The sequence below is a fragment of the Pseudomonas sp. SbOxS1 genome (assembly GCF_013416725.1).
Lineage (GTDB): Bacteria > Pseudomonadota > Gammaproteobacteria > Pseudomonadales > Pseudomonadaceae > Aquipseudomonas.
In genome coordinates, this window is record NZ_JAAVXC010000004.1 from 287,895 (window position 1) to 300,330 (window position 12,436).

A 12,436-nucleotide genomic window follows, 5' to 3' on the forward strand; every position below is an offset into this window, starting at 1 on the left:
TCCCACGCACCGCGTGGGAACGGTGGTCAGGGTTACGGGATCATCAATTCGCGGGTGCCGTCGTTGTGTTCGATCACCTCACCCGGCAATTTAATGCGCTGATCCTTCAGGTAAACGTAATCCTTGCGGGCCGCCAACAGTTGCTCAAGATCCAGCTCGACACTGAATTGCCCCTCATCACGCCCGGCTTCGAACAGCAGCGTGCCGAACGGATCCACTAGGGCGCTGCCGCCAGCAAACAACAGGCCGCCCTCGCCCAACTCCACCCGGTTAACCATCATCGCGAACATCTGGTTTTCCTGGGCTCGGGCCATGATTGCGGTGCGGTGAGTCGGCCCGTAAGGGTCCATGTTGCCGTTGGTGACAATGAGCAAGTCGGCGCCCAATTGCGCCAAGGCGCGGGCGGTTTCCGGGAACTCGATGTCGTAGCAGATCAGCAGGCCGACCCGCACGCCGTTCCACAGACACGTGGCATAACGATCACCCGGGGTGAACATCTCGCTCTCCAAGGGCCACAAATGGGTCTTGCGGTAGCGCAGAGCAACGCCATCGGGGGTGATCAGTAAGGTGGTGTTATAGAACTGGTCGCCATCGCTTTCGGCCAGGCCAATCACCACAGCGATAGAACGCTCTTGAGCCGCCTGCACAATGGCCTGTACAGCCGGACCATCCACCGGTTCTGCGTAGTCCGCGACTGTATCAGCGGTGGGGAACCCCATCAGGTAAGTTTCCGGAAACACGATCAGTTGTGTATCGACGGCACACGCAGCAATCGCCGCCAGGGCTCGATCAAGGTTCTGAGCTGTACCGTTATCACGGCCTGCCAACTGGGCAAATTCGACCTTCATGGGGTTTTCCTTGTTATGTGTTTGTGACCCAGTATGCGTAACTACAACCGGTCATAAAATTACGCGGTGGGGGTACCTCGATAGGGGTAGGTCTATGACAATGACGTCGCAAAACATCGCCTGCCATCTCTGGGTTGGGTAAGTGAAAAACGCAACGTGGCAAGCCAACTTTGAACCCGGCTGGGCGCATGTTGGACCAATCCATGCGGTTCTAAAGTTGAGTGGCTATGCTGTTCAGCAGTGAGCACCGCCTCTGGTGCTTGCTGAATGCCCCAAGCAGACGATACGCCGGACTATCGGTTTCAGGACATACCTCGACGGCCTGTACCTACTCCCTTCTACTTCGCAGCCACAGGCGCTTGCACACCGGTGTGGTGGCCAGTGAAATCCAGTTCAATTGACAATTGAGGGAAGTCGCACAAAATGATTTATTCCGGTTTCCCCCGCATCTGCCAATGGTCACCGGCAGCTATAGGTCGGAGACAGCCCTTCACAACAAGATGATTTCGACCAAGGTCGCTGTTTTGTAGGCTAGCTGCGGCAACAATGGAACAGCCGTTCCGGAGCCTCGGCGGCTGTCATCCCTGGCAACATTCCGCGAAGCGGGTTTCGGGTATTTGAGCCGCTGCGCGGAAGCAGGCCATTGTTGCTCGGCCGTAGGGCTCAATCCGCGAGAGTCAGCGACCGGCCTTATATAGTCTGAAGAGAACCCTCTTGGTTAGGTTAAGCCTGCGCTTGCGCGACAACCTTGCGCACGACATAGGGCAAGATCCCACCCTCCTCCAAGTACAGAATTTCCTGCTGCGAATCCAGTTGTAGAATCAATGACACCGACGTCTGGGTTCCCTCAGCACGAATGATCGTCAAACTTATCGCGTTTGCCCCTACCTGCAATGCCTCCAGTCCATTGAACTCCAGCGATTCATTGCCCGTCAGTGTCAGGCTTTGAGCGTCGACCCCAGCTGCAAAGGTAATAGGCAGGATGCCCATACCGATCAGGTTGCTTCGGTGTATGCGCTCAAAACTTTGCGCAATGACGGCTTTGACACCCAGGGTCGCTTGCGCCTTGGCGGCCCAGTCACGACTGGAGCCAGCCCCGTAGTTGAAGCCGGCAAAAATCACTAGTGGGACATCCTTTGCGACATAGCTCAGTGCTGCGTCGTATACACGCTGAGTTGAGCCGTCATAAGCCGTGGCAAAACCACCCTCTCCCGGCTGTTGGTCAAGCAGCTGATTTCTCACCGCCCGGTTGACGAATGCACCGCGCATCATCACTTCGTGATTGCTGCGACGGGTAGAATATTGATTGAGATCATTCGGGCTTTCACCGCGCTCAGTCAACCATTGTCCAGCCTGGCTTTCGAGTGGAATCGCACTGGCGGGTGAGATGTGGTCGGTGGTGACGTTGTCGCCAAGCACCATCAACGCGCGAGCGCCGTGAATCGACAATTCAGAGGAGGCCTGGGGTTTGACGTTTTGCAGATAGATTGGCCGACGCAGATAAGTCGAATTCGGCGCCCAGGGAAACTGCACACTACCGCTGGCCGACAGTGCCTGCCAGTGATGAGTACCGTCCCACAGCATGGCGTTGCGCTTGCGGAACAGATCAGGGCGAACGGTCTGGCTGACCAAAGCCTGAATCTGCTCTTCGGTTGGCATCAGCTCGTGCAGGTACACATTTTTGCCTGCCGCATCCTGGCCCAACGGCTCAGTCTGGATGTCCATGTCGATGGTGCCAGCCAACGCGTAGGCGACGACAAGCGCCGGCGACGCCAAGTAACCGACCTGCACCCGAGGATTGACGCGCCCTTCGAAGTTGCGATTTCCGGACAGCACGACCACGGTTTTGAGGCCCTGATCCGAGAATCGCTCCATATGTCCTTCAAGGCTGCCGGAGTTACCGATACAGGTCATGCAACCGAACCCAGCTAGGTCAAAACCCAGAGCCGAGAAGTCGCTCAGCAGGTCGGCTTGTTCCAAGTAGTCCGCCACCACCCGCGAACCTGGGGAGAGCGAAGTCTTGACCCAAGGCTTGCTGCGCAAACCGCGACGCTGGGCGTTACGTGCCAGCAACCCGGCCTGAATCATCTGGCTTGGATTCGCGGTGTTGGTGCAACTGGTGATCGCTGCTAAAGAGATTGCACCATGGGTCAGAACCTGACCAAACGAAGGCTCGAAGTACTCGGCTTCACTGTTCGAGGAGCGCGCAATCACGCCCTCCTGCTCACCCAGAACGTCCTGGCGAAAGGATGGTGCAGCGTCCGCCAGCTTGCGCCACTGATGCGGCTGATGGGGCCCTGCAACACTTGGCTCGATTTCCGCGAGGTCCAGTTCGATCAGGTCATCAAAATGTGGCTCGGGCAATGAGTCGTGGCGCCACAGACCTTGAGTTTTAAGGTACGTTTCAATGCGTGCAATAGTGTCCTCGCTACGCCCGGTCAGATGCATGTATTCCATCGTGCTGTCATCGAACGGGAAGAACACCACCGTGGCGCCGTACTCAGGGGCCATGTTCGACAGCGTCCCTCGTGCCGCCCAACTGAGCCCCGACAGACCAGGTCCACAGAACTCAACGAACTTACCCACCACGCCTTTCGCACGCAGCATCTGAGTGATGCGCAATGCCAGATCGGTAGCTGTAACACCAGGCCGCAGTTCGTTGCTCAATCGAATACCGACGACCTCGGGAAAGCTGATCGGCACCGGTTCGCCCAGCATGGCAGCCTGCCCCTCCAGTCCACCCACGCCCCAGCCCAGCACACCGATGGCGTTGATCATGGGCGTGTGGCTGTCAGTCGCGACGATATCGTCAGGATGCAGCAGCGGCTGGCCGTCAGCCGTCTGGCTTTCCCAAACGACAGTAGCCAGTGACTCCATGTTGACCTGGTGGATGATCCCGGTGCCCGGCGGCACCACCTTGAAATTAGTCAGGCTCTTTTGTGCCCACTTGATGAACTCATAACGTTCGGAGTTCCGGCGGTAATCAATGTCGAGGTTCTTCTCGACGGCATCCGCCTCGGCGTAGCGCTCGACAATCACCGAGTGATCGATGACCAGCACCGCAGGAATCATCGGGTTCATGGTTTCCGGTGAGCCACCCATTTCAGCAACCATGTCGCGCATGCCGGCAAAGTCAGCCAACGCCGGCAAGCACGTTGTATCGTGGAACATCAGTCTGTTGGGATAAAAAGGCACTTCACAAGCGGGGGTACCCTCGCGTATGCACGCGATGAAATTGTCCAGAGCCGTAGGTGAGCAACGAGCCACATTCTCCAGCAGGATACGGATCGAATAGGGCAAACCGAGTAGTTCGTCCGGGGTCAGTATCTTGTACAGATCGACGTAGGCATAACGGGTGTCGCCTACTTGCAGGTGACCTTGATGGCGTGCATCGATGGCTGAAATCATGGGCTTATCATTCACCGGTTGAGTGCATGAGCAAACGACTCTATGCGGTCGTTCAGTTGGACCCCAGAGTAACCAAAGGCAGGCCCGAGTAAAATTGAGCGTTGAGCAAGCCATCGTTCGTCAAAGAAGAACGCAGCCTTGGCGAGCCTGAAATTGTCAGGGCCTGCGCACTTCCCTACGCTCAGGGCCGATGACATTTTTCCTTGGAGAACCTGTATGCCCGCCCCTACCGCAGAAGTCCTCAACGATCTTGCCCCAACTGGCGTACTCAGAGCCGCCATCAACTTCGGTAACCCTGTTCTTGCACAACGCAACACCGAAACTGGACAGCCTCAAGGAGTGTCCGTCAGCCTCGCCGTGGAATTGGGCAAGCATCTGGGCGTCCCTGTGGAATTCATCACCTTTGACGCTGCCGGCAAGGTGTTCGAGGCATTGGCGAATAAGCAATGGAATATCGCTTTCCTGGCCATCGAACCCGTGCGTGAAGCCCAAGTCGCCTTCAGCGAACCGTATGTGATTATCGAAGGTACCTACCTGGTCAAGAACAGCTCCACATTCTTCAAGATGGAAGATCTGGATCAGCCAGGCGTGCGGATCGCCGTCGGTCAGGGTGCAGCTTACGACTTGTACCTGAGCCGAAGCCAACAGCATGCTTCGCTCGTTCGTGCACCGACATCAGCCGCCGCAGTAGAACTTTTTCTCGATCAAAACCTAGAGGCGGCCGCGGGCGTACGCCAGCCACTGCTCAAGGTTGCCGAGTCTAATCGCGAATTACGTGTGTTAGAGGGTTCCTTCACGTCGATTCGACAAGCGATGGGCGTTCCCGCGCAGTGCGTCGCGGGTGCGGCCTACATCAGAGCGTTCCTGGAAGAACAGAAAGCCAGCGGCTTCGTACTCAAAGCACTTGCCGACAGCGGTCAGAGCGACGTCACTGTCGCCCCCTTGCAGGCCAATTAAGACATCGCCCATGGTGGGTTGAAACGCACTTGCCCGCTTAGCGGCGAAGGCGTTTCAGCCAGACTTTGTGTACTGGTTCAGCACATAGCATCACCACCACCAAGCGCATGATCTGCATCGCCGTGACAATACCGACTCCTAGGTTCAGGGCTTCGGCCGTCAGATACATCTCTGTACTACTGCCCGGCATCATGCCCAATGCCAGGGTCAACACGGGAAAGCCCAGTAAATATCCGATTCCAAGCGCCAGAACCAGGGTGCAGAAAATCATGATTACGTTGAACAGCGAAACCTTGAGCAGGAAAGTCGGTGAGGCTCTGAAGAACTGGCGATCAAAGTAACCGCCGAGTGCGCAACCGATCATGAGCTGCCCGTAATGACTGAGTTCCACGGGCAGTGCCGTTTGAAGATTAAAACTGGCAGTGAACAGAGCACACAAAGCCATCGGACCGAACATCCATGGATTCGGTAATTTGTACCGCTTCCAGATCATTGCCGTCAGCGCTCCTCCGATCAGCAACGGTAGCAACCAATACCAGTCACTCGGCAAGCGGGCATGGACCACTGCCGGAGAGATTTTCGCGGTAAAAAACATTGCAGGCGGGACGCAGAGAACGATCACGACCAAACGCACACTATGCGCCGCAGCGATCTGACTGACGTCGGCCTTATGCCTGATACCGGATTGAATCATTTCTGCAAAGTTGGCTGGCATGAACGCGAAGAATGCAGTTGTCAGATCCATTCCACGACGCCGCATAAACTCTACACCGAGTAGTGCAAGGAACAGGGTGAGAAACGCCGCAAACAGCATCATCGGAAAATGCCCGAGGATCTGCTCCAGCACTGCAGGCGTGAAGTGCAAACCGATGGAAGTTGCGATCATCCACTGTCCGGTCAGACGGCCATTGGGAATCTCTCCCACGCGCCAACCCAGGCAACGCACCAGGATCACCGCTAACATCGATCCGATAATCCATGGCAAAGGCCAATTTAAGTAACTGGCGATCAGAGCACCGGCAATGCCAACGAGCGGTGTCGCCCACCACAATCCCATTGAGGTGAAAAACGCCTTCATGTCCTCGGACCACCGAAGACCATGCACACCGGGCTCCCCGTCTCGATCACGTTACCCGTTGGGGTCAGGCCTCCGGTTGCAGGGTCAACTCTGAAAACCACGATCGTATGGCTGTCCTCATTGGCGACGTACATGAACTGTCCGTCGGGTGAGAGCGCGAAAAATCGCGGCGTGCGGCCTTTCGTTGGCGTCGCCGACACGAACGTCAGCCAACCCGTTTGTGAGTCGATGCTGAAGATCGCAATGCTGTCATTGCCTCTATTGGAGGCATACAAGAATCGGCCAGCTCCATCGACTTCGATCTCGGCGGCGGTGCTGTCGCCGGTAAAAGAATCAGGCAACGCTGAGATCACCTGCTGCGGCAGAAGCTCTCCGCTTTCGCTGTTAAAGCGATAGGTGCCAACGGTGGAATCCAGTTCATTGACCGAATAGACCACTGGCAACCCGGGATGAAACGCAACATGCCTTGGCCCTGCCCCTTTGCGAGTTGCCACAAACGGGCAGGCTGCCGGCATCAGCTTGCCTAGTAGAGAGTCAAAACGATAAGTGAAGATCCGGTCGAGCCCTTTGTCGGGCACGACCACTAGCGTTCCACTCGGATCGAATGGATTGAAATGAGGTTTCGGGCCTTTTTGTTCCACTCGATGGGGTCCGATTGGCCCCTCGGTCAGTACTTGATCACAGAGTTCGCCCAGTTCACCTGAAGCGAGTATCGGAAGCACAACTACTGAACCGCTGTAATGATTGCTCACCACCAAGAAACCACCGTCCGGTGAAATCGCAAGATGAGCGGGATTGTGGCCATGGGTACTTTGGCTATTGAGATAGGTCAGCGTGCCGTCGGCGCTGATGCTGAATGCACTGGCTTGATCTGTATCGCCATGGACGCAATACAGGAAATTCTGTTGTTTGCTGATGGCCAGGAAAGACGGATTCACCAAGCCATCGACGAGTTGCACGTGAGACAGCTGCCCCGTTCGCGAGTCGACGCTGTAGACGTTGATCCCATTACCGCGAGCATTTCTTTCACGAGTGGTACGACAGCCGACGTAAATAAACATGTACTCATCTCAAGAGTGAACAGGTGATTGAACAGCGCCTGTTACGCGGTCAAGTGTGCGACGAACGCACGGGCAGTAGGTGGTAGAGCCTCAAATCGTCGAGCAACGATCTGCAACTGACGTTTGGCCCAGGGCTCAGCCAATGTCACAGCTTGCAGGTGAAAGGGACGCAGATAAGGGCGCAGCACATCACGAGGCAAAATGCAGATGCCCAGATTGGTCGAGACCATCCGGCACATGCACTCAAAACTGGAAACCCGAACCCGCTGCCTGACTGCTTTCCCTAATAATTGGGCTTGTTCAGTCAGTAGCAGGTGCACCGAGCTTTCCACGTGGGGACCAATGAATTCGTAGAGCAACGCCTGCTCGAAACTAGCTTGCGCTTGCCCCGCCAAGGGGTGGCGTTCTGGGACAGCGATCACCAACTCGTCCACGCGATAGGCCAGTGTTTCCAACCCAAGAGACGGCGTCTGTTCCGCGATGATGCCGACATCCGCACGCCCATCCGAGACGGCCCGTATGATTGCGGCACCGACGCGCTCCTCGATATCGAACTTGATATCGGGGTACGTTTCCAGGAATGTCCCGATGTCCAAGCTCAGCTGTTGCGCTAACGCGGATGTAATGGCGTGCAAACGAACATGGCCTTTGATTCCTGCGCCATATTCACTCAGTTCCTGATCCATCTTCTGGAGCGTTTCATTCACCTGCAACGCGTAATGACGAAGCGACTGCCCTGCCGGAGTCAGCTCCATTCCGCGGGGGTAGCGAACAAACAGAGGTGAGCCGACTTTCTCCTCAAGCTCGCTGATCCGTTTACTGACCGCGGACGTCGCCAAGTGGCAGAGTTGCGAAGCCTTTGTCAGGTTCCGCTGCTCCGCCACTGCCATAAAGATTTCCAGGCTGAGCAGATCATGGCGCATTGGCCAATGCCTTCTCGAAGAAGTCTACTGTTCCGAAATTGCCGGACTTGAGTGCCAAGGCAACTGGGTCATCCCGCAAGCCAAGCGTCCAAGGCACACCGGGATCAATTGTCGCGCCGATTCTCAGCGCCTTGACCTTTAGTGCCTTGACCACAGCACCCGATGTTTCGCCACCGGCCACCACGAGTTTGCGAACGCCCATTTCATACAGGCCAACGGCTACGGCGGACAGCGCGTCTTCAACAATCTGACCTGCGGCTTCAACACCGAGCTTCTGTTGAGCAAGCTTGACGGTTTCTGGTTGCGCGCTGCCGTAAATCAGAATCGGCCCTTGCTGAATCAAGTCCTTCGCCCAGGCGAGTGCTTCGGCTACCTGATCATGACCATTTGCCAGGAGCAGTGGGTCAAGAGAGAAACTCGGACGGCTCTTTTGCCAGTGCTCGACCTGGCTATTGGTCGCAACTGAACAACTGCCGGAAACCACCGCGCCCAAGCCTTTAATGGCGGGTAGTACCGAAGCCGTCTCGGATTTGCCGAGCAAACCTGCACGGCGGAAGTTTCCAGGTAGACCTAGCGCAACGCCCGAACCGCCGGTAACGAGTTTATGGTCAGCAATGGCCCCACCGATCGCATACAGATCCTCGTCGTCGATCGCGTCGACAATGGCGTAACCCTGGCCCTGCGCCTCAAGGTTACTGAAGGCCGTCGAAATGGCTTGCGCGCCCTTGCTTACGACCGAATGCGCAACGAGCCCAACTGGCTTGAGCGTCTGCTGTTGCAGCACTCGAACCAGATTGGAATCAATCATTGGCGTCAACGGATGATTGCGCATTCCGGATTCGCTCAACAACACATCTCCGACAAACAAATGACCGTTAAAAATCGTGCGTTTGTTCTCTGGGAATGCAGGGCAAGCCACAGCGAACGAGACATTCAAAGCTTCAGCGAGTGCGTCGGCGACAGGACCGATGTTCCCGCGAGAAGTCGAATCGAACGTCGAGCAATACTTGAAAAAAAACTGTTGGCAACCCGCAGCACGCAACCACTCCAACGCTTCAAGCGATTGAGTAACGGCCTCTTCGGGGCTCACGGTGCGGCTTTTCAGGGCGATAACGACAGCATCAATATCATCTGGCAAGGGCCCTTCAGGTACACCGATCACTTGCAGCGTTCGCATCCCGCCACGTACCAAAGTACTGGCCAAGTCAGTACCGCCGGTGAAGTCGTCTGCGATGCAACCGAGTAGTAATTGACTCACTGTTCTCTCCTCGCGCCCCTCCCTAGGTTCTCCCCAAGGAAGAAAGGCATTCTCTTGTTATTGATCCAGCAATACTCCAAACAACGGGCGGCATGACATTCATGCCGCCCGTGTCGATCAGCCCAGGATGACCTTGGCGACAGCCTCACCAAAAGCTTTGGTTCCGCTAGAACCGCCCAGATCAGGGGTGCGTTGCTTAGGATCTTTCAGGACGACATCCACGGCCTTATCCATTTCCAGACCGGCTTTGATAAATGCCTCATTGTTGTGGTGCTCACCCATCCACTGCAGCAGCATGCCAACGGAGAGGATCATCGAGACCGGGTTGGCCTTGTCCTGACCTGCGATATCCGGCGCGGAGCCATGTTGTGCTTGGGCGCAGCAGTGAATATCGCTGGCCATCATGGAGCCGGCGAGACCCAGGCTACCCGACAGTTCACTGGCGAGGTCACTGATGATGTCGCCATAGAAGTTCGTGGCGACCAGCACGTCGAAACGCTCAGGGCTGCGCACCAGGTGAGCAGTCGACGCATCGACCAGCAGATCGTCCAGAGCCACTTCTGGGAAGTCCTTTGCCACATCACGGACGCACTCAAGGAACAGGCCATCAGTCATATGGAAGCTGTTGGCTTTGTGAATGGCAGTGACCTTCTTGCCACGCTTCATAGCCAACTCGAACGCACGGCGGGCAATACGCTCACTGCAATGGCGAGTGATTTTACGCGTGGATAAAGCCATATCAGGGGTCGGCATCACTTCGCCCCAGCCGCGGCTCATGTTGCGGTCTGGATAAAAGCCTTCAGTCGCTTCGCGCATGATGACCAGATCCATCGTCTTGCCTTCCTTCATGTTCGAAGTCAGGAACGAACGAGTACGTGCGGGACGTACGTTGGCATAGAGATCCAGGCCAATACGGAAACCGGCGGAAACGTTACGACCGCCCTTTTCAGGTACTGGATAGTCGGCGTGTGATTGGGTGCCGAGAATGATGCCGTCGTAGCCCTTGGCCTTTTCCAGCACTTCATCACGCAAGGTGGTGCCATATTTATCCAGGCTCGCGAAACCTACATCCTCGTAATCGAAGCTCAGGTCCAGATCGAATTTTTTGTTGGCTGCTTGCAGGACCGACATCGAAGATTCAACGATTTCCGGACCGATACCATCACCAGGAAGAACCAAAATACGCATCGCACACCCCTTGCTTATTGTTTGAGCTGAATTTTTTGAAGCAGGCCTGTCTGAAAACCGCTCCATTTATGTACATCGTAAATACAAAGTACAATATTGGCGAGGCGAAGTCCTTAACCATTTGCTCCCGTTCGTCCTGAAATTTTTCCTGGAGCAGCGTCGTTATCGCCTTCGACAGATTGCATTTTATTGCACGAATATTCAGTTTGTGCAATCTTTTCGCTCAACGGTCATCCATCAATCGAACAAGGCGACTCATTCCATGACAGTTAAAACATCTGATTTGTGCGACCAATACCCGGAAAGCGTTCGGGTTCTGGCCCCGGTGTTCAGGGACTTTGGCGGGAAAAATGATTTCGAGGGCCGTGCTTTCACCCTCAAATGCTTTGAGGACAATTCCAGGATCAAAGAAATAAGCAGTTTGCCGGGTCAAGGCAGAGTGTTGGTTGTGGATGGCGGGGGTAGTGATCGGTATGCGCTGTTTGGCGATGTGATCGCTGAGGACTTGGTGAAGAACGGCTGGGCCGGCGTACTGATCTACGGTTACATCCGCGACAAGGCGGCACTGCGCGACATGCCGATTGCCATTAAGGCACTGGGTACATCACCGCGAAAGACCGTCAAGCGCAACGAGGGTCAGATTGGCATAGCGGTGGAATTCGCCGGGCACACCATCGCAGATGGCGACCAGTTATACGGTGATGACGATGGGGTGGTGCTGCTGAACGAGCCGCGGCTTAGCTGACCACCGAGATCTCAAGGCTGCGCTGGTATTCCAGCTCATCCTTGGCTTCTTTGTCCGTTTTCTGCCGCCCGACGACATCGAGATGGTTGCGCAGGAACTCCGCAGCCGCTTCTCGCTGCCCACTTTCGATGAGATCGAGAAGATGGATGTGCTCTTTACACTGGTTGATCAAGCGAGGCCGATCCACGTTGGCCTTGTAAGCCATAAATCGACGCAACTGGTTTTGCCGACGGATAGCTTCGAGAAAAAAAGCGTTGCCCGAACAACGGACTACCAACTCATGAAGCTGTGCGCCGATCTGAAACAGCTGAGATCGCGACAGGTTGAAAATGTCTCCATCCAACATTTTTTGCTGGGTCTCACGAGCCTTGGCAAATGCGGCCTTATCCACCTCGTAGCCGGGCTCAAGTACGGCAGCAGGCTCAATAGCCATCCGAAAACGGTAGCTCTGAATATGAGCCTTGGAGTCATGCAGAAAGCTATTGATCTCCCAACCCTGCCCAGGCTTGCGCTCAATCATCGCCTCATTGGCCAACCGATTCAGTACCTTCATGAGCTGCCCTCTAGGCACCTCATATTTGCGCATCAACTCGGCTTCAAAAAAAGTCGTAGGGATGTCGCCGCGAAGTACATCATCGACAACGCGCAAATAGAAATCTTCAAAAGGGTCGACTTCCAAGGGGAGCTTACGACTGTCGATGCCTCGCGCGTCAGCCGTCAGAAAATATCCTCGATTCGGCTCCTTGGTCGCGAGACCCAACTCAGCCAACAACGCGAAACCACGTCGAATCGGCGAACGGGAGACCCCCAACTCTTTGGCAAAAGACTCCTCGCGCAGCGGATCACCGGCGCGCATCGACCTGGCTCTCGCCATATCGATGATCTTGGGAGCCAACTGCTCCGCAAGGTCTTTTTTTATCTTGGGCTTCATTTTGGATTGTTCGCCCGCCAGTAGTTGTGGAGGAGTCAA

General features: G+C 55.6%; 10 protein-coding genes. 2 read left to right on the forward strand and 8 right to left on the reverse strand.

What is annotated here, in order from left to right; genetic code table 11:
- Positions 1-32: 32 nt before the first annotated feature.
- A complete protein-coding gene (locus tag HFK74_RS07535) occupies positions 33-848 on the reverse strand; it encodes a carbon-nitrogen hydrolase family protein (RefSeq protein ID WP_180202974.1) in 816 nt (271 codons plus the stop codon).
- A gap of 723 nt (positions 849-1,571) precedes the next feature.
- On the reverse strand, positions 1,572-4,256 hold the full coding sequence (acnA, locus tag HFK74_RS07540; RefSeq protein WP_180202975.1) for an aconitate hydratase AcnA: 2,685 nt from the start codon (positions 4,254-4,256) through the stop codon (positions 1,572-1,574).
- 216 nt (positions 4,257-4,472) lie between these two features.
- On the opposite strand from acnA, the gene HFK74_RS07545 reads away from it, so the two are divergent.
- Positions 4,473-5,213 carry an ABC transporter substrate-binding protein gene (locus tag HFK74_RS07545; RefSeq protein ID WP_180202976.1) on the forward strand — a complete coding sequence of 247 codons (741 nt, stop codon included), beginning with the start codon at positions 4,473-4,475 and terminating at the stop codon, positions 5,211-5,213.
- 37 nt (positions 5,214-5,250) lie between these two features.
- On the opposite strand, the gene HFK74_RS07550 is transcribed toward HFK74_RS07545, so the two are convergent.
- The 5 genes from HFK74_RS07550 to HFK74_RS07570 form a co-directional block, all read right to left on the reverse strand.
- Positions 5,251-6,291: an AbrB family transcriptional regulator gene (locus tag HFK74_RS07550; protein ID WP_180202977.1), complete on the reverse strand. Its 1,041-nt coding sequence runs from the start codon at positions 6,289-6,291 to the stop codon at positions 5,251-5,253.
- Positions 6,288-7,352 (reverse strand): lactonase family protein, encoded by a 1,065-nt coding sequence (locus HFK74_RS07555; RefSeq protein WP_180202978.1) that lies wholly within the window; start codon positions 7,350-7,352, stop codon positions 6,288-6,290. Before HFK74_RS07555 ends, HFK74_RS07550 begins: the two co-directional genes overlap by 4 nt.
- A gap of 41 nt (positions 7,353-7,393) precedes the next feature.
- Positions 7,394-8,275: a LysR family transcriptional regulator gene (locus HFK74_RS07560; RefSeq protein ID WP_180202979.1), complete on the reverse strand. Its 882-nt coding sequence runs from the start codon at positions 8,273-8,275 to the stop codon at positions 7,394-7,396.
- Positions 8,265-9,533, reverse strand: coding sequence for a 3-oxo-tetronate kinase (gene otnK / locus HFK74_RS07565; protein ID WP_180202980.1), 1,269 nt, complete (start codon positions 9,531-9,533; stop codon positions 8,265-8,267). Before otnK ends, HFK74_RS07560 begins: the two co-directional genes overlap by 11 nt.
- Before the next feature lie 117 nt (positions 9,534-9,650).
- Positions 9,651-10,721, reverse strand: coding sequence for an isocitrate/isopropylmalate dehydrogenase family protein (locus HFK74_RS07570; protein WP_180202981.1), 1,071 nt, complete (start codon positions 10,719-10,721; stop codon positions 9,651-9,653).
- A 262-nt stretch (positions 10,722-10,983) separates the two neighbouring features.
- Between HFK74_RS07570 and rraA the strand changes: the two genes are divergently transcribed.
- A complete protein-coding gene (gene rraA / locus HFK74_RS07575; RefSeq protein WP_180202982.1) occupies positions 10,984-11,466 on the forward strand; it encodes a ribonuclease E activity regulator RraA in 483 nt (160 codons plus the stop codon).
- Here the strand turns inward: rraA and HFK74_RS07580 are convergent.
- Entirely contained in the window at positions 11,459-12,397 is a 939-nt protein-coding gene (locus HFK74_RS07580) for a GntR family transcriptional regulator (RefSeq protein WP_043302255.1), read from the reverse strand. The two genes, rraA and HFK74_RS07580, sit on opposite strands and share 8 nt — an antisense overlap.
- Positions 12,398-12,436: the final 39 nt, after the last annotated feature.